16 protein-coding genes and 1 pseudogene are annotated in these 17,652 nt (G+C 71.1%); 7 read left to right on the top strand and 10 right to left on the bottom strand.

Features of this window, described 5'->3' with window-relative positions; all coding sequences use genetic code 11:
* Positions 1-51 precede the first annotated feature (51 nt).
* The 3 genes and pseudogenes from G537_RS0108650 to G537_RS37045 all read right to left on the bottom strand — a co-directional run bounded on the left by G537_RS0108650 (position 52) and on the right by G537_RS37045 (position 2,909).
* Entirely contained in the window at positions 52-999 is a 948-nt protein-coding gene (locus tag G537_RS0108650; RefSeq protein WP_026869779.1) for an ABC transporter substrate-binding protein, read from the bottom strand.
* Positions 999-2,099, bottom strand: a complete 1,101-nt coding sequence (locus G537_RS0108645; protein WP_026869778.1) for an LLM class flavin-dependent oxidoreductase — start codon at positions 2,097-2,099, stop codon at positions 999-1,001. Before G537_RS0108645 ends, G537_RS0108650 begins: the two co-directional genes overlap by 1 nt.
* Positions 2,100-2,127: 28 nt before the next feature.
* A pseudogene (locus G537_RS37045) lies at positions 2,128-2,909 on the bottom strand (class II aldolase/adducin family protein).
* A gap of 216 nt (positions 2,910-3,125) precedes the next feature.
* Here G537_RS37045 and G537_RS0108635 point away from each other — a divergent pair.
* The 4 genes from G537_RS0108635 to G537_RS0108620 all read left to right on the top strand — a co-directional run bounded on the left by G537_RS0108635 (position 3,126) and on the right by G537_RS0108620 (position 6,448).
* Positions 3,126-3,308, top strand: a complete 183-nt coding sequence (locus G537_RS0108635; protein ID WP_026869777.1) for a hypothetical protein — start codon at positions 3,126-3,128, stop codon at positions 3,306-3,308.
* Between the two features lie 79 nt (positions 3,309-3,387).
* Positions 3,388-4,089 carry an SDR family NAD(P)-dependent oxidoreductase gene (locus G537_RS0108630; RefSeq protein WP_026869776.1) on the top strand — a complete coding sequence of 234 codons (702 nt, stop codon included), beginning with the start codon at positions 3,388-3,390 and terminating at the stop codon, positions 4,087-4,089.
* Positions 4,090-4,206: 117 nt separating this feature from the next.
* Positions 4,207-5,634: an NADP-dependent phosphogluconate dehydrogenase gene (gene gndA, locus G537_RS0108625; RefSeq protein WP_026869775.1), complete on the top strand. Its 1,428-nt coding sequence runs from the start codon at positions 4,207-4,209 to the stop codon at positions 5,632-5,634.
* Between the two features lie 91 nt (positions 5,635-5,725).
* Positions 5,726-6,448, top strand: a complete 723-nt coding sequence (locus tag G537_RS0108620; RefSeq protein WP_211230331.1) for a class I SAM-dependent methyltransferase — start codon at positions 5,726-5,728, stop codon at positions 6,446-6,448.
* Here the strand turns inward: G537_RS0108620 and G537_RS0108615 are convergent.
* From G537_RS0108615 to G537_RS0108590, 6 genes are all read right to left on the bottom strand, one after another.
* Entirely contained in the window at positions 6,436-7,014 is a 579-nt protein-coding gene (locus G537_RS0108615) for a cytochrome b (RefSeq protein ID WP_026869773.1), read from the bottom strand. The two genes, G537_RS0108620 and G537_RS0108615, sit on opposite strands and share 13 nt — an antisense overlap.
* Before the next feature lie 75 nt (positions 7,015-7,089).
* A complete protein-coding gene (locus tag G537_RS0108610) occupies positions 7,090-8,133 on the bottom strand; it encodes an ABC transporter ATP-binding protein (RefSeq protein ID WP_026869772.1) in 1,044 nt (347 codons plus the stop codon).
* A gap of 130 nt (positions 8,134-8,263) precedes the next feature.
* A complete protein-coding gene (locus G537_RS0108605) occupies positions 8,264-9,292 on the bottom strand; it encodes an ABC transporter ATP-binding protein (protein WP_034851026.1) in 1,029 nt (342 codons plus the stop codon).
* Entirely contained in the window at positions 9,292-10,044 is a 753-nt protein-coding gene (locus tag G537_RS0108600; protein WP_026869771.1) for a copper homeostasis protein CutC, read from the bottom strand. Before G537_RS0108600 ends, G537_RS0108605 begins: the two co-directional genes overlap by 1 nt.
* Before the next feature lie 226 nt (positions 10,045-10,270).
* Complete coding sequence (locus tag G537_RS0108595) at positions 10,271-11,734, bottom strand: M81 family metallopeptidase (protein ID WP_026869770.1); 1,464 nt, start codon at positions 11,732-11,734, stop codon at positions 10,271-10,273.
* A gap of 4 nt (positions 11,735-11,738) precedes the next feature.
* Positions 11,739-12,881, bottom strand: a complete 1,143-nt coding sequence (locus G537_RS0108590) for an ROK family transcriptional regulator (protein ID WP_026869769.1) — start codon at positions 12,879-12,881, stop codon at positions 11,739-11,741.
* Positions 12,882-12,988: 107 nt separating this feature from the next.
* Here G537_RS0108590 and G537_RS0108585 point away from each other — a divergent pair, with 107 nt between their 5' ends.
* The 3 genes from G537_RS0108585 (at position 12,989) to G537_RS0108575 (ending at position 16,572) form a co-directional block, all read left to right on the top strand.
* Positions 12,989-14,539 (top strand): ABC transporter substrate-binding protein, encoded by a 1,551-nt coding sequence (locus G537_RS0108585; RefSeq protein WP_026869768.1) that lies wholly within the window; start codon positions 12,989-12,991, stop codon positions 14,537-14,539.
* A gap of 228 nt (positions 14,540-14,767) precedes the next feature.
* Positions 14,768-15,688: an ABC transporter permease gene (locus G537_RS0108580; RefSeq protein ID WP_026869767.1), complete on the top strand. Its 921-nt coding sequence runs from the start codon at positions 14,768-14,770 to the stop codon at positions 15,686-15,688.
* Positions 15,689-15,699: 11 nt separating this feature from the next.
* Positions 15,700-16,572, top strand: coding sequence for an ABC transporter permease (locus G537_RS0108575; RefSeq protein ID WP_026869766.1), 873 nt, complete (start codon positions 15,700-15,702; stop codon positions 16,570-16,572).
* Here the strand turns inward: G537_RS0108575 and G537_RS37040 are convergent.
* Positions 16,569-17,480 carry a hypothetical protein gene (locus G537_RS37040; protein WP_051248201.1) on the bottom strand — a complete coding sequence of 304 codons (912 nt, stop codon included), beginning with the start codon at positions 17,478-17,480 and terminating at the stop codon, positions 16,569-16,571. The two genes, G537_RS0108575 and G537_RS37040, sit on opposite strands and share 4 nt — an antisense overlap.
* Between the last annotated feature and the right edge of the window lie 172 nt (positions 17,481-17,652).

Raw genomic sequence — 17,652 nt, 5'->3', positions numbered from 1 at the left:
CCATTCCCCGGCCGGGCCTTCCTCCCCTCCCCCGCCATCCCCCGGCGGAGGTCAGACCACGGAGAAGCTGCGGTCGATGGTGGACGCGACGTCCACCCGGTCGCGCAGGATGCCGAACTCCACCGTCAGGTCCGCGGCGCGCTGCAGTTCCGCCACCATCGAGTCGTCGAGGGCCACAAACCCGGCCTGCTGCTGCTCGGTCGAGCGCTGCACCACCGCCTCCGGGATCTTCGACAGCTCGGCGTAGTAGCGGGCGTACTCGGCCGGATGGGCACGGACCCAGGCCCGCCCGGCGCTGAGCCGGCCGAGGAAGTCCTGCAGCGCCGCGTGCTTGGCCGCGATCGCGTCGACATGGGCGGCGACGAAGGTGACGGTCGGTGACAGGCCGCGGCCGTCCGCCACCACCCGGGCGCCGCGCTCCAGGATCTCCTGCGAGACATAGGGCTCCCACACCGCCCAGGCGTCGATGGCGCCGGCGGCCAGCGCCGATCGCGCCTCCGGCGGCGGCAGCAGCACGATCTCGATCTCCGACGGGTCGATGCCGGCCCGCTTCAGCGTCGCCAGGATCAGGAACTGGCCCCAGCCGGCGCGGGTGCCGGCGAGCCGCTTCCCCTTCAGCTCCGCCACGTCCCGGATCGGCGAGTCGGATCGCACCAGGATCGCCTGGGTGGCCGGGTCGGACCGGTAGGCGCCGATCGCGCGCAGCGGTGCCCCGGCGGCGAAGACGGTGAAGAAGGACAGGTCGCCCATCATCCCGACGTCGAGCGCCCCGGCATTCAGCGCCTCGAGCAGCGGCTGGGCGGCCGGGAACTGCTTCCAGTCGATCGCATAGGGCAGGTCCCGGGCCTGGCCCGCGACCTCGACCACCGAGCGGTTGCCGAACAGCTGGTCGCCGACCGAGAGCGCGGTCGCCTGCGCCCGGGCCGGGCGGGCCAGCGCCGCCAGCGGCAGGGCGAAGGCGAGGCGCGCCAGGTCGCGGCGGGTCGGGGTCGCGCCCATCACGCCCTCCGGGCGAAGGGGACCACGGTGCGGCCCTCATTCGCCGCCAGGTCCTTCAGCAGCGGCACCAGCTCGCGCCCGTATTCGGCCACGTCGGGCAGCGGGTCCCAGCCGCGGATGATGTAGCGGGACACGCCGATCTCGCGGTAGCGCAACATCGCCCGCGCCACCTGCTCCGGCGTGCCGACGAGCGCGGTCGAATTGCCGCGGCCGCCCAGCACCAGCGCCATCGGCGTCCACAGCCGCTCGTCCAGCACCTCGCCGCGCCCGGCGAGCGCGACCAGCCGCTGGGCGTTGATCGCCTGGGAGGAGGCGATCAGCGTCTCCGGCGCCGTGCCCTCCTTGTGGGCAAGGGCGCGCTCCAGCAGGTGCCGGGCCTTCTCCCACGCCTCCTTCTCGGTGCGGCCCAGGATCGGCCGGTTCGACCAGCTGAAGGCGATCTCGCGCCCGTGCCGCGCCGCCGACGCCCGCACCCGCGCGATCAGCTTCCGCGCATCGGCCAGGGGCTCGCCGAAGAAGGCGTAGACATCGGCGTGCCGGCCGGCGACCGCGATCGCGGCTTCGGAGGCGCCGCCGAAGAAGATCGGCGGATGCGGCGACTGCGCCGGTTTCACCTCGGGCGAGGCGCTGTCGAAGCGGTAATGGGCGCCGTGGTGGCTGACCGGTCCGTCGCTGGTCCAGACCCGGCGCAGGATCTCGACATATTCGTCGGTGCGGCGGTAGCGGGCGTCGTGGCCGGCATAGTCGCCGTCCTTGCGCTGGTCCTCGTCGTCGCCGCCGGAGATGACGTGCAGCGCCAGCCGCCCGCCGAGCAGCTGGTCCAGCGTCGCCAGCTTGCGCGCCGCCACGGTCGGGGCCACGAAGCCGGGGCGATGGGCCAGCAGCAGCTTGATCCTCGGCGCCGCGGCGCCGGCATGGGCCGCCACCAGGAAGCCGTCGGCGGCGTTGGTCCAGTAGCCGGCCAGGACGCGGTCGAAGCCGCCCTCCTCGTGCAGGCGGGTGATGCGGCTGATGAACTCCGGCTGCACCGCCGGCCCCGGCAGCGTCTCCAGGTCCGAGGTCGGGCGGGCCCAGATCATGCCGATGATCTCTATGGTCATGGCGAAAGCCTTTCGGGGTTGGCGGGCATCAGTCGAGCAGGTCGGGCTCGGCGGCGGTGATCCAGTCCCACAGCGGCTTGAAGCTGAGGGCGCCGCCGGTCGGCCCGCTGACCCGGTCGTAGGTGAGTTTCGCGGTCTCGGGGTCGAGCACGATCGGCCGGCCCGCGGCCTCGGCCAGCAGCTGGGCATGCGCGGCGTTGTCCATGGCGACGTACCACCAGGCCGCGGCCTCGATCGACGGGCCGACGGTCAGGAAGCCGTGGTTCTGCAGGATCACCGCCTTCCTGTCGCCCAGCGCCTCGACGATGCGCCGGCCCTCCTCCGCCTCCAGCACCACGCCGTGGAATTCGCCATAGAGCGCGTGGTCGCCGTAGAAGGTGCAGGAATCCTGGGTGATCGGGTCGAGCAGCCGGCCGAGGGTCGACCAGGCCTTGCCGTAGTCGAATGGGTGTGGGCAGCGGCCACGACATCCGGCCGCGCCTTGTGGATCGCGGCATGGATGACGAAGGCGGCCTCGTTGATCGGCTGGTCGCCGACCACGATCTCTCCGTGCTCGTTGACCAGCTGCAGGTCGGAGGCGCGGATCTGGCCGAAATGCCGGCCCAGCGGATTGACCCAGAAATGGTCGGTCAGCTCCGGGTCGCGGGCGGTGATGTGGCCGGCCAGGCCCTGGTCGAAGCCGCGCCGGGCGAAGATGCGGAAGGCCGCGGCCAGGCGTTGCTTGCGGTGCAGCCGCTCCGCCTCCGGCGAGCCCTGCTGCGGCAGGGAGAAGAAGCTGCGGGCGCGTTCGGCGACGGTGGCTCGGGTCATGGGTCCTCGCGGTCGGGGGCCGTCGGAGAGCGCGCGACACGCGCAATTCCGAGATTCGATGTTGATTTAACGAGAATATACAATCGACAATGAGTCAATATAATATTTTTTACATTGAATATATGAAATATCAAACGCCCGCCCCTGAGCCGATCCGCGGGAACGGCCGGCGCAATGCCGGCATTGCCCCTTTGACAGCGGAGAATGGAGAGCGCGATGACCAGCCGGAAACCGGGCCCGGAGGCGGATCGAGGCGGCCCCCGCCAATACGCCATGCGGCAGGAGGATCAGCATTCCGAGGAGCAGCGGCGCAGCGAGATCGAGGCCGAACGGAAGGACCGGAAGGTGCAGGCCGGCAAGATCCGCACGGTCGCCCCGACCCGCCGGCCTCACCACTGACCGCTTGCGGCCGGGGGACACGCCGACGACATGATACGGCGTGGGGGCCGCATCGACGGCGCCCGGTTCCGAGGACGCCATGAGCCGCGAGATCTACAAGAACGCCCTGATCGTCGGCGCCGGCAGCGGGCTCAGCGCCTCGCTGGCCCGGCTGCTCTCCCGCCAGGGGCTGCGCGTCGCCCTGGCCGCGCGCGACATCGACAAGCTGAGGCCGCTGGTCGAGGAGACCGGCGGCGCCGCCTTCGCCGCCGACGCCGCGGACGCCCAGGCCGTGGCCGGGCTGTTCGACGCGGTGCAGCAGCGCTTCGGCGACCCGGATGTGGTGGTCTACAACGCCAGCGGCCGGCTGCGCGGCCCGCTGGTCGACCTGAACCCGGCCGAGGTCCAGAAGGCGCTGGCGGTGACCGCCTATGGCGGCTTCCTGGTCGGGCAGCAGGCGGCGCGGCGGATGCTGCCGAAGGGCCGCGGCGCGATCCTGTTCACCGGCGCCTCGGCGAGCGTCAAGGGCTATGCCCGCTCCGCCCCCTTCGCCATGGGCAAGTTCGCGCTGCGCGGCCTGGCCCAGAGCATGGCGCGCGAGCTGGCGCCGCAGGGCATCCACGTCGCCCATGTCGTGATCGACGGCCAGATCCGCGAGGCCGGGCGCGAGGACCCGCCCAACAAGCCGGACAGCACGCTCCACCCCGACGCCGTCGCCCAGAGCTATCTCGACCTGCTGCGCCAGCCGCGCAGCGCCTGGACCTGGGAGATCGAGCTGCGGCCGTGGGTGGAGACTTTCTGACCGGCGGGCAACGGCCGGCCCGCCCGCCGGCATGGACAAGCACGCCGTCGGTCTACTATCGATAGCCTCGACATTCGGTCGGCCGCCTGGCCGTCAGCGGACAGAAAGAGGCATCAGATGAGCGACGCGGATATCGCAGTCGTCGGCTTGGCCGTCATGGGCCGGAACCTCGCCTTCAACATGGCGGAGAAGGGGTTCAAGGTCGCGCTCTACAACCGCAGCGCCGAGCGGACCGACGAGGCGATGGCGCTGGCCGGGCCGCTGGCCGAGCGCCTCGTGCCCTGCCGCACGCCGGAGGAGCTGGTGGCGGCGGTGCGGAAGCCGCGGGCCATCCTGCTGATGGTGCAGGCCGGCGCCGCCGTCGACGAGACCGTCGCCCGGCTGCAGCCGCTGCTGGAGAAGGGCGACGCGCTGATCGACGCCGGCAACGCCAATTTCCACGACACGGTGCGGCGCGAGAGCGCGCTGGACCAGGCGGGGCTCGCCTATCTCGGCGTCGGCGTTTCCGGCGGCGAGGAGGGCGCGCGCCACGGCCCGTCGATCATGGTCGGCGGCAAGCCGGAGGTGTACGGCCGGGTCGAGACGATCTTCCGGGCGATCGCCGCCAAGTTCCAGGACACGCCGTGCTGCGCCCTGCTGGGCACCGACGGCGCCGGCCACTTCGTCAAGACCATCCACAACGGCATCGAATATGCCGACATGCAGATGATCGGCGAGGTCTACGGCCTGCTGCGCCGCGGCCTCGGGCTGGAGCCGGCGGCGATCGGCGACGTGTTCGAGCGCTGGTCCAAGGGTCCGCTGTCCTCCTATCTCGTCGACATCACCGCCACGGTGCTGAAGACCATCGACCCGACGACCGGCAAGCCGCTGGTCGACGTCATCGTCGACAGCGCCGGGCAGAAGGGCACCGGCCGCTGGTCGGCGATCGAGGCGCTGGCGCTCGGCGCCCCCGCCTCCTCGATCACCGCCGCGGTGGAGGCGCGCGGCGTCTCGGCCGAGCGCAAGCTGCGCCAGATGCTGTCACAGCGCTTCCCGGGCGCGGCGCAGCCGCTGCAGCTGGGCGGCAGCCGGGAGGCGGCGATCGACCTGCTGGAGAAGGCGCTGCTGGCCGGCAAGATCCTGGCCTATACCGAGGGCTTCGCCATCATGGCCGCGGCCTCGCGCGAATACGGCTGGAACCTGCCGCTGGCCGAGGTGGCCCGGATCTGGCGCGCCGGCTGCATCATCCGCTCGACCCTGCTGGACCGCATCGCCTCGGCCTATGACCAGACACCGGACATCGAGACGCTGGTGCTGGCCCCCGGGCTGACGCCGCTGTTCGAGGGCGCCGCCGGAGCGCTGCCGGAGGTGGTGGCCGAGGCCTTCCGCCACGGCCATGCGGTGCCCGCCCTGTCGGCCGCGACCTCGCGCTGGCTGGCGCTGCGTCAGCCGCGCTCGACCGCCGACCTGACCCAGGGTCAACGCGACTTCTTCGGCGCCCACGGCTTCGGCCGCATCGACGCCGAGGGCCAGCATCACGGCCCGTGGAGCCAGAGCGGGGGCTGACCGGCGAGACCGGTGCCGCGCATTGGCCGCCTTCCCGATCGCTTGGCTCGACCTGCGGGAGCCCGCGGACCACGCCGCGCGGGATCCCGCCTTGCGGGACGCCGCCGTATCCCTGGTCGAGGCCGGAGGGCTGATCGTTGACCTCGCCTGCGGCACCGGGTCGACCGCCCGGGCGCTGCAGCCCCGCCTGGCTCCCGCCGTCGGGTGGCGGCTGGTCGATCACGATGCGGCGCTGCTGCGCGAGGCCGGGCGGAGAACCGGCGCTGCCGCCGAGACTGCCCTCTGCGACCTGGCCCGCGAGGATCCCCCGATCGAGGGCGCCTCGCTGGTCACGGCGTCGGCTCTGCTGGACCTGGTGTCCGCGGCCTGGATCGAGCGTTTCGCGGACACGCTGAAGGACCATCGATGCCCACTCTATGCTGGGCTCTCCTATGATGGCGGCCTGTCGTTCGATCCGCCGCATCCCGCCGACCGGGCGGTGACCGCCGCCTTCAACGCGCATCAGCGGACGGACAAGGGCTTCGGCCCGGCGCTCGGCCCGGACGGGGCGAAGGCTGTGGCAGCCGCCCTGCGCTCCCGGGGGTTCACGGTCCGCGTAGCGCCGAGCCCATGGCGCCTCGGCCCGGGAGACGGAGAGCTCGTCGCCGCCCTGCTCTCCGGGACCGCCCAGGCGGCGACCGAGATCGGCGGCATCGCGACCGCCGCTATCGAGGACTGGCTGGCGTTCCGGCAGGCCCGGGCCTCAGACGGGCAATGCCTGGTCGGGCATATGGATCTTCTGGCGATCCCGGATCGGTCCGGTCACCCCGCCTGACGCCCGGCATCGGGCAGGCGCGCCTTCGACGACAGCATGCGCCGGAGAATGCCGTCGCGGCGCACCAGATGATGCTGCAGCGCGCCCGCGACATGCAGCACGACGACCGCGAGCAGGACCCATTTGAGGGACAAGTGCACGGCCTTGGCGACCTCGGCGGCCGGCTTGTTCTCCGGCACGAAGTCCGCGAGGTCGACCAGATAGAACAGCGGCACCGGGAACCCGCCCATGGCCGTGTAGAGGAAGCCGCTGATCGGCATCGCGAAGATCAGCAGGTAAAGAAGCGCGTGCGTCGTGCGCGCCGTGACCGCCTGCCAGCGCGGCAGGTCCGCCGGCAGTTCGGGCACCGGATTGGCCCAGCGCCAGATCAGCCGGACGACCGCCAGCGCGAACACGGTCAGCCCGGTCATCTTGTGCGTATCGTAGAGGATGTTCTGCACCAGGCCCGGCTCGACCCGGTTCATCGTCAGGCCGGCCGGGATCTGGACCAGGAGGATCAGCCCCGCGATCGTCCAGTGCAGGGCGATGCTGATCCGCCCCCAGCGCTCCGCCGTGTTGCGGTTCATGGACCGCCCTTTCGCCGCTTCGTCAGGCGAATCTAGTCCAGCGCGGGCCGTGTTCAATCGGTGCGGCCGGAGACACTACAGGTCGTCCCGGATGCAGGCCTTCGCGTGGTCCGGCGCGACCTCACGCAGCGGCGGCACCGCCGTGGCGCAGTCCGGCAGAGCGTGCGGGCAGCGGGTGCGGAAGACGCAGCCGCTGGGCGGACTGATCGGGCTGGGGATATCGCCCTGCAGCAGGATACGCTCGCGCCGCACCGTCGGGTCCGGCACCGGTGCGGCCGAGAGCAGCGCACGAGTGTAGGGGTGGCGCGGCGCAGTGTAGAGCGAGCGGGCCGGCGCGGACTCCATGATCCGGCCGAGATACATCACGATCACGCGGTCGCAGAGATACTCCACCACCGACAGGTCGTGGGCGATGAACAGCATGGTCAGGCCCAGGTCGCGCTGCAGGTCCTGGATCAGGTTCACCACCTGCGCCTGGATCGACACATCGAGGGCCGAGACCGGCTCGTCCGCCACGATGAAGCTGGGCTCCACCGCCAGGGCCCGGGCGATGCCGATGCGCTGGCGCTGGCCGCCGGAGAATTCATGCGGATAGCGGGTGATCGCGTCCGGCCGCAGACCGACCCGGCGCAGCAGTTCGGCGATCCGATCCGGCCGCTGCCGGCCTCGCGCCAGGCCGTGGATCGCCAGCGCCTCGCCGACGATATCGCCCACCGTCATGCGCGGGTTCAGGCTGGCATAGGGGTCCTGGAAGACGATCTGCATCTCGCGCCGATAGGCCTGGAAGGCCGCGCGGGAGAGCGTGAGGATGTCGGTGCCGGCGAAGCGCACCGACCCGGCCGTGGGCTCGGTCAGGCGCAGCACAGACCGGCCGACCGTGGTCTTGCCGGAGCCGGATTCGCCGACGAGGCCGACCACCTCGCCCCGCTTCAGTGAGAAGGACACGTCCTCGACCGCGCGGACATGCTGCCCCTTCTTCCCGAACAGCCCGCCGCCGACCGGGAACCAGGTGCGGAGACCCTCGACCTCGAGCAGGGTCTCCCCCTGGGCCGGCAGGGCGATGGTGCTGCGGCGGTCCGCGGGACCGGCCCGGTCTTCGACCGTTCCCACCGTCGTCATGGCGAGCCCCGCAGGGGCGTGGCCATCCAGGGCGGCTCGCACCGGCCCCTGGATGGCCACGTCGCTACGCTCCTCGCCATGACGGTGTTGGAATTGGCGACCATCCTTGCTTTGCCTTCCATCACCATGCTCATGCCAGCTCGCTCCAGCGCAGGCAGCGCGACATGTGCCCGCCGCCGGTGTCGGCCAGCGGCGGCACGGCCGCATTGCAGGCCTCGACGGCGAAGCGGCACCGCGGCGCGAAGGCGCAGCCGGGCGGCAGCTTGCGCGGGCTCGGCACGTTGCCGGGGATCGCCTCCAGCCGGGGCTGCTCACCGCGGTCCAGCGCCGCGTAGTCGGTGCGCGGCACGCTGTTCAGGAGGCCGATGGTGTAGGGGTGGCGCGGCGACTTGAAGATCTCGACCACTCCGCCCTCCTCCACCACCCGTCCGCCATACATGACGGCGACGCGGTCGGCCATCTCGGCCACCACGCCGAGATTGTGGGTGATGAACAGGATCGACATGCCGATCTCGGCCTGCAGCCGGCGCATCAGGTCCAGGATCTGGGCCTGGATGGTGACATCCAGCGCGGTCGTCGGCTCGTCCGCGATCAGGAGGGCCGGGCGGCAGCACAGCGCCATGGCGATCATCACCCGCTGCCGCATGCCGCCCGACATCTGGTGCGGATAATCCTTGAGGCGCCGGCGCGCCGCCGGGATACCGACCAGCTCCAGCACCTTCGCCGCGGTGTCCATCGCCTCGCGCCGGCCCAGGCCCTGGTGCAGCATCACCGCCTCGGCGATCTGGTCGCCGACCGGATAGACCGGGTTGAGGCTGGTCATCGGCTCCTGGAACACCATGGCGATCTCGTTGCCGCGGATGCGGCGCATCTCCGTCTCCGGCAGCTTCGCCAGATCACGCGGCCGGCTGCCGCGGCCGGTGAACAGCATCTCGCCGCCGGCGATGCGGCCGGGTGGGGTCGGGATCAGCCGCATCAGCGACAGGCTGGTGACGCTCTTGCCCGAGCCGGATTCGCCGACCAGCGCCAGGGTCTCGCCGCGGCGGATGTGGAAGGTGACGCCGTCTACCGAGCGGATCGGCCCGTCCTCGGTGTCGAACCAGGTCCGCAGTTCCTTGACCGACAGGATGGTGTCGGCCTCTGGCCCGGCCGCCGCCATCAGGCGGCGTGCGCGGCGCGGATGGTGGCGCGCACCCGCTCCGGATCGGTCACGGTGTTGGTGTATTCGCGCTCCAGCTCCGTCCCGCCCATGCCGATCTCGGGGTTGCGGAAGACCATGCCGCTCGGCTCCTGCCGCAGCGCCGCGAAATGCAGCTCCTGAAGACCGGTGGCACGCCGCACCTCGGCGACGTTGCCCTCGTCCAGGTCGCCGCAGCCCATGATCACGATGCGGTCGCCGGCCTGCTCCACCGCCCGCTTCAGGATCGCGAGGCCCGCCATCGCGTTCGGCCGCTGGCCGGAGGTCAGCACCCGGTCGACGCCGCAGCGGATCAGCGCCTCCAGCGCCTCCTCCGGGTCGCGGGTCATGTCGAAGGCGCGGTGGCAGGTGACCTTCATCGGCCGGGCCTCGCGCACCAGCTGCGACGTCCGGTCCTCGTCGATCCGGCCGTCCGGGGTCAGGCAGCCGATGACGATGCCGGGCACGCCGAGCTCCCGTAGCGCCTTCACATCGGCCAGCATGCTGGCGAATTCGGTGTCGCTGTACAGGAAATCGCCGCCGCGCGGCCGGATGATGACGTGGAACGGGATGCGGGCGCGGGCCTTCACCTCGAGGATGGTGCCGATGCTGGGGGTCAGCCCGCCCTCGACCAGGCTGGCGCAGAGCTCGACCCGGTCGGCCCCGCCCTCCTGGGCCGCCAGGAACCCGTCCAGGCCTTCGACGCAGATCTCGATCAGGGGGGTGGCGGTCATCGGGAAGTCTCACGCTGCGCTGGGAGTCCCTCGCGGGACGACGATCTTGCATTGCCTCTCCCGCTCGCGGGAGAGGTCGGGCTCGCCAAGCGAGACCGGGTGAGGGGATTTCGTCGAGGCCGGTGCCAGCCCTCACCCGGACGTTCTGACGGACGTCCGACCTCTCCCGCTTGGCGGGAGAGGCAATAGGAGCGAGCCGGCATCGACCGCGCCATCGGCGAAAGCGTCATCGGCCGAGGGCCTCGAGCGACCGGGCAGACCAGACGGGTTGCGGCCACCAGTCGAAATCGCGGTCGAAGGGGAAGGTGGGGCGGCGGGTGCGGTGGCGCGGCAGGTGCTCGACGTCCTGGTCGACCACGCCGGGCGACAGCGCCATCAGGTTCGGGTTGGCGATCGGCGCCAGCTCCGGCGACAGGTAGCCGGACTTGACCACCAGGATCGCCACCTCGGCCGGATGCACGCCCAGCCGGGTGAAGTCGGCGATGGTGTGGAACGGCCGGCGCCGCGCCGTCAGCACCACGCGGATGCCGCCGATGCGGACCAGGGCCTGGCGGTCGGCGGGATTGTCACCGGCATCGAGGAACAGCACCTCGGCCTCCGCCTCGACCGGCACGCTGCCCTTGGTGTCCAGCGTCGCGCCGATGCCGAGGCGCAGCCGGACGCCGGTGCCGGCGGCGAAGCAGGCCTCGGTCGCCGGGCGGTCGGCGATGCCGGCGATCAGCACGTCCTGCGCGTCCCGCGCCAGCAGCGCCCGCAGCAGGTCGGCCCGGTCGCCGACGCCGCCGCCGGTCGGGTTGTCGCCGGAATCGGCCAGGATCACCGGCCGGGTCGGCGAGGCGACGGCCCAGCCGACGCATTCCTCCACCGTGCCGGTGCGGCTGCCGAAGACGAAGTCGTCGCGCGCGTCCCAATAGGCCTGGGCCAGGCGCGTGCCCTCGCGCTCCATCGCCGCCGGGTCGGTGCCGGTGATGATGACCGCGGCGGTCGCCCGCGGCTCGTCGGCCCAGACATAGCCGACCATCATCGAGGCATCGAGGATGCCGTCGACCGCGTCGACCGCCGGCAACCGCGCGTAGAGCGACTTCGCCGGCTCGTCGACGGTGCTGGTGCGCTCGCCCGGCCACAGCACCGGCACCGGGACCCACATCAGCAGCGGCTTCACGCCTTTGGTCAGGCGGCGCATCAGCATGGTGCAGGCGCGGCGCTTGGTCTCCTCCACGTCGATATGCGGCGCGGTGCGATAGGTCGAGAACATGTCGAGCGCATCGATGATGCGCTGGCTGACATTGCCGTGCAGGTCGTAGCTGGCGGCGATCGGGCAGTCCGGCCCCACCACCGCGCGGGCGGCGGTGATCCAGTCGCCCTCCGCGTCCTCCATGCCCTCGACGAACATCGCGCCGTGCATCGCGAGGTAGAGGCCGTCGACCGGCCCCAGCGCCTTCAGCCGCTGCAGGAACTCGGCCTTGAACGCCTCGTAGGTGGCGCGGGCGACCGGGCCGCCGGGGATGGCGCGGGCGTGCAGGGTCGGCAGGAAGACGGCGTCGTAGTCGCGCAGCAGGGTGAAGGACGGATCGGCGAGGAGGGCGTCGCCACGCAGCACGCGGAAATCCGCCTCGGTCGCCAGGACCGGGCTGTAGGTGCTGCATTCGGTGTGGATGCCGCCGACGGCGATGCGCGGGAGGGATGCCATGTCTTCAGCCTTCTTCGGCGCGGGTCAGGAAGCGGTGGGCGGCGATGCTGGCGGCGCCGCGGGCCCACAAAGCGCGGGTAGCGTGGTGGAAGCGGATGGTGGTGGAGGCGGCGAGGCGCGGCAGGACATTGGCCTCGATCGCCTGCCGCGTGACGGTGCGGAACAGCGGCCCCATCGTGCCTTCGACATCGACGATCAGCACGAATTCCGGGTCGTTGACCTGGATCACATGGGCGATGGCCAGGCCCAGCGCGCCGCCGGCCCGGTGCAGGATGGCGATCGCCTCGATGTCGCCCTGCGCCGCCAGCGCCTCGACCTCCGCCGTGGTCGAGGCCGGGAGGCCGCGCGCCCGCGCCTGGCCCAGGATCGCCTGGCCCGGCGCCACGGTGTCGAGGCAGCCGCGCTTGCCGCAGCGGCAGGGCAGCCCGCCGGGCTCGATCGTGCAATGCGCGATCTCGCCGGCGCCGCCGCCATGGCCGCGATAGAGGGCGCCGTCGACGTAATGGGCGCAGCCGATGCTGTCGCCGAAGGTAACGGTGGTGAAGGTGCGATAGTCGCGCGCCTGGCCGTAGAGCCGTTCGCCGGTGGCGACGGCGTTGGCATCGTTCTCCAGAAAGGCCGGCACGCCGGTCGCCTGCTGCACCATCGCCGCCACCGGCAGGTCGAACCAGCCGAGATTGGCGGAGTGCAGGCAGCGGTCCTGGTCGTTGTTGACGAGGCCTGACAGGGCGACGCCGATGCCGCGCAGCCGGTCGGCCGGGACGCCCGCCTCGCCGAGGAGGCGCGGCGCCGCATCGCGGATGGTGTCGGCGATCCGCTGCGGGTCGTTCGACCACGGCGCGGTGCGCTGGCCCAGCACCGCGCCCTGCAGGTCGGTCAGCACCATCGTCACCGGCTCCTCCACGATCGAGGCGCCGATGAAATAGCCGTGAGTCGGGTTCAGCCGCAGCAGGATCGACGGCCGTCCCTGGCGCGACGGCGCCGAGGCGACCTCGCTCTCCTCCAGCGCGCCATCCTCTATCAGCTCGCGGCTCAGCCCGGTGATCGCCGCCTTGCTGAGCCCGGTCAGCACCGCGAGCTCGGACCGGCTGAGCGGCCCGTGGTCGGCGACGGCTTCGAGCAGGGAGCGTTTCGTTGGGTTGGCCATGCGACTTGACAGTTAGTTTAGAAATTGAATTTAATCAAGCCATAGGCTTCATCAATCAAACAAAATCGGCGGATACCCGGACCGATTCCAACCAATGGGAGACGGACATGACCCTTGTGATTGACCGGCGCGGCGCGCTGGCCCTGGGCGGGTCCCTGGGGCTCGCAGCCCTGCTGCGCGGCCGCGGCGCCTTCGCCGCCGATACCTCGCAGATCGTGATCATGCAGACCGAGGCGCCGCGCAGCATGGACCCGGCGGACCACACCGCGACCTACACCGCCGCGGTGCTGGAGCCGATGTATGAGGGCCTGACCGGCTACAACGAGAAGATGGAGCTGGTGCCGGTTCTGGCGACGAAGTGGGAAGGCGACGCGACCGGCACGGTCTGGACCTTCACCCTGCGCCAGGGCGTCAAGTTCCACGACGGCGAGCCCTGCGACGCCGACGCGGTGATCGCCAGCTTCGCCCGGCACCTGGACGAGAAGCGCGGTCTCGCCGCCTCCGGCCGGATCCGCAACGTGCTGGCCGAGGTGAAGGCGCTGGACGCGCAGACGCTGCGCTTCACCCTGAAGCGCCCCTACCCCGCCTTCCTGAAGCTGATGGCCGGCAACGCCGCCGCCATCGTCAGCCCGAAGGCCGAGAAGGCCGGCGCGCTGGGCCGGGCCGCGGTCGGCACCGGGCCGTACAAGCTCGTCGAATACAAATCGGGCGAATACGTGCTGTCGGAGGCCAATCCCGACTACTGGGGCGAGAAGGCGCCCACCAAGTCGCTGAAATGGATCTGGACCCAGGAAGCGGCGGTCATGAACATGGCGGTGCAGACCGGCGACGCCGATGTCGTGGCGCCGCTGCCGCCGGTCTTCGCCGCGCCGATCAAGGCGAACCCCGAGCTGGTGCTGATGGAGGGCAACCCGACCGCGGTGTTCTGGGTGGCGCTGAACTGCAAGCTGGCGCCCCTGGACGACGTCCGCGTCCGCCAGGCGCTGAACTATGCGACGGACCGGGACGGCCTCGTCAGCAACCTCCTCTACGGCTTCGGCAAGCCGGCGACCTCGCCGCTGTCGCCCGCCGTGTTCGGCTACGATCCGACAGTCGAGGGCTACGGCCTGGACCTCGGCAAGGCCAAGTCGCTGCTGGCCGAGGCCGGCCATGCCGACGACATCACCATCAATGTCGCGGTGCAGGAGCCGGAGGCGGCGATCGCTGAGATCCTGCAGGGCATGTGGGCCCAGGCCGGCATCACGCTGAACATCCAGAAGATGGAGAGCGGAGTCTGGACCGCCGCCGCCTTCGGCACGCCGGAGCAGAAGGCCGCCCAGGGCGTGCACGCCGTCATCGCGTCGTGGTCCACCGGCACCTTCGACGCCGACCTGCAGCTGAAGCCGCTGTACCACACCGACAGCTGGTCGCCGAAGAGCGCCAATCTCGGCTTCTACAGCAACGCGGAGCTGGACGAGATCCTGAACAAGGCCGGGTCGTCGACCGACGAGACGGAGCGCAAGTCGCTCTACGCCAAGGCGCAGCGCATCATCGTCCAGGATGCGGTGCATGTGCTGCTGTACTACCCGAACGACCTCGCCGCCGCCCGCGCCGAGGTCAAGGGCGCCTGGCTGATGCCCGGCGGCGAGGTGATGCCGGAACGGGCGACGAAGGGTTGAGCTGATGCGCCTCACTCCTCCCTTCGCTCCATTCGAGTCCCCCCTCCCCTCGCGGGAGGGGGTTAGGGGGAGGGGGTTGCCGCCGCTCGAGCCGACGCCGATCCGGTCGCGCGTCGTTTCCTTCTCTCGCCACCAAGCGACGCCTGCGCCAGCGTTGAGAACCCCCTCCCCCTACCCCCCTCCCGCGAGGGGAGGGGGGACTTCCTTGGCTTGCGGATCAGCTGCAGGATGAAGGCCTATCTCACCCGCAAGCTGATCGCTCTGCCGCTGATCCTGCTCGGCGTGTCCTTCCTGATCTTCGGCGCCGTGCGCCTGCTGCCGGGTGACCCGGCGCGGATCATGGCCGGGCCGCAGGCGACCGAGGACGCGGTCGACGGCATGCGCGCCCGGCTCGGCCTCGACCAGCCCTTCCTGGTGCAGTACGGGCTGTTCCTGAGCCGCGCCGTTCAGGGCGATTTCGGCGAGTCGATCAAGTCGAAGAAACCGGTGATCGAGGAGGTGGCGGAGCGCTTCCCCTACACCCTCTCTCTCGCCGTGGTCAGCTACGCCGCCGCCATCCTGATCGGTGTCGCCGCCGGGATGCTGGCCGCGGTCTACCGCAACGCCTGGCCGGACCAGGCGGTGATGATCGCGGCGATCGGCGGTGCCTCCATCGCCAATTTCTGGCTGGCGCTGATGATGATGAACCTGCTGGCGGTGCAGCTGAAATGGCTGCCGCTGCTGGGCGCCGGCGGCTGGCAGAACTACGTCATGCCGTCGATCGCCCTCGGCCTGCTGCCGGCGGCGCTGATCGCGCGCATGACCCGGTCGAGCATGCTGGAGGTGATCGGCCAGGACTACATCCGCACCGCGCGGGCCAAGGGCCTCGGCCCCCGGATGATCTACCGCAAGCACGCGCTGCGCAACGCGCTGATCCCCATCGTCACCATCGTCGGGCTGAATTTCGGCGGCCTCCTGGGCGGCGCCGTGGTCACCGAATCCGTGTTCAACTGGCCCGGCATCGGCCGCCTGCTGGTCGACGCCGTTCGCTATCGCGACTATCCGATCATCCAGGGCGTGACGCTGCTGACCGTGGTGTCGGTGGTGGTGGTCAACTTCCTGGCCGATCTGCTGATCGCCGCGATCAACCCCCGCATCCGCTTCGACTAGGAAGGCCAGACATGACCAGCCTCGCCGACAGCGACGACCTTCCGGCCGCTCCATCAAGGGCGAAGCGCCTGGGTCGCATCCTGCGCCGGCACAAGAACCTGACGATCGGCGGCGCCATGGTGCTGCTGCTGGTGCTGGCTGGCCTTCTGGCACCGCTGCTGGCCACCCACGACCCGACGCAGCAGTCGCTGGCCGCGGCGCTGCGGCCGCCTTCGGCCGAGCATTTCTTCGGCACCGACCAGTACGGCCGCGACCTCTATTCCCGCATCCTCTACGGCGCCCGGCTGTCGCTGCTGGAGATCACGCTCGGCGTCGGCATCGCGCTGGCGGTCGGCATCCCGCTCGGCCTCCTGGCCGGCTATTCCGGGGGCAGGGTCGACCAGGTCGTGATCTGGCTGATGGACATCCTGTTCGCCTTCCCGGGCGTGGTGCTGGCGATCCTGATCGTCAGCATTCTCGGCACCGGCCTGGTCAACCTGATGATCGCGATCGCCATCTTCTCGATCCCGGTCTATGGCCGGCTGTCGCGCAACCTGGCGCTGGCGCTGAAGCAGGTGGAGTACACCGAGGCCGCGCGGGCGCTGGGCGCCGGGCTGTGGCGCATCCTGTTCCGGCACATTCTGCGCAACGCGCTGGGTCCGATCATCGTGCAGGCGACGCTGACCGCGGGCACCGTGGTGCTGACCGCGGCCAGCCTCAGCTTCCTCGGCCTCGGCGCGCAGCCGCCGACGCCGGAATGGGGCGCGATGATGAGCGACGGCCGCAACTTCCTCGGCGTCAATCTCTACCTGTCGTTGTTCCCGGGCCTCGCCATCACCTTCTCGGTGCTGGGCTTCAACCTGTTCGGCGACGGGCTGCGCGACCTGCTGGATCCGCGGCGCTAGCCGGGAAGCTGCTCGACCCGATCGAACGAGCGCAGGCGGTCGTCGCGCAGATGGCCGCCCAGCGAGGCGCTGACCGCGGCGATGAAGGCGCCGATCAGCAGCGACAGGAAGGCGGCGAAGGCGGCCGACAGCCCGGCCTTGCGGGCGGCGTCGGCCGCCTCGCGCGCCTTGGCCGCGGCGGCGTCGACCTGCGCCATCATCTCGTCGACGCGCTTCTCGGCATCGGCCTGGCTGAGGCCGGTGCGCTGCGCCGCCAGCTGGGCCAGGTAGCTCCGGTCGGCCGGCGGCAGGCTGCCGGTCGCGGCGGCGTTGGCCAGGATCCGGGTCACCTCCGGCCGCGGATCGCCGGCACCGGCCGCCGGCGGCGGGGCGTCGGGCGCGGGCCGGAACAGCAGGTCGACGGCATAGCCGGTCGGGTCGGCCGGCGCTGCCGCCGGGGCGGAGGCGGCCGCCCCCTGCGCCGCCCCGGACGCGACGGTCGCGGTGGCCTGGACGCCGGTGGACGCGGCGCCGTAGCCGACGAAGCCCAGCACCACGGCGACGAACAGGGTGGAGACGCACCAGGTGAGGAAGCCATGCGCGGTGTCGCGGAAGGCGACCTCGTCGGTGTGGAGGTTCACCCAGCGCGTCCTGAGCCGCCCGGTGATGTAGCCGCCGAAGGCGGAGGCCACCCACTGGATGACGATCAGTCCGATCGCCGTGGTCACGGCATAGGTGCCGGCGCTGACGCCGGAGCCGGGCCAGGGCGAGACGATGGACAGGCCGAAGCCGGTCCCCAGGACCATGAGCGCCAGGGTCACCGCGGTGGCCACCGCGGCGCCGGCGATGACGGCGCCCCAGGAGACGCCGGACGATGCCGCCTCCGCCGCTGGAACGACGGTGCGCGGTTCGGGAGTGAAGTCGACCATCTCACCCTCCCTCAGTCGAACAGCAGCAGGATCAGGATGATCACCGGGATCGGGATCCCGAGAAGCCAGAGAAGAATGCCGCGGCCCATATCGGCCTCCCTGAAGCAGAATCGTTCATTCTGCGAATGGCGCGGCGATCGCTTGCGTTCCGCCGGAAGGCCGATTCCGGTGC

This window comes from Inquilinus limosus DSM 16000 (assembly GCF_000423185.1).
Classification (GTDB): domain Bacteria; phylum Pseudomonadota; class Alphaproteobacteria; order DSM-16000; family Inquilinaceae; genus Inquilinus; species Inquilinus limosus.
This window is presented reverse-complemented; position numbering and strand designations above follow the sequence as displayed.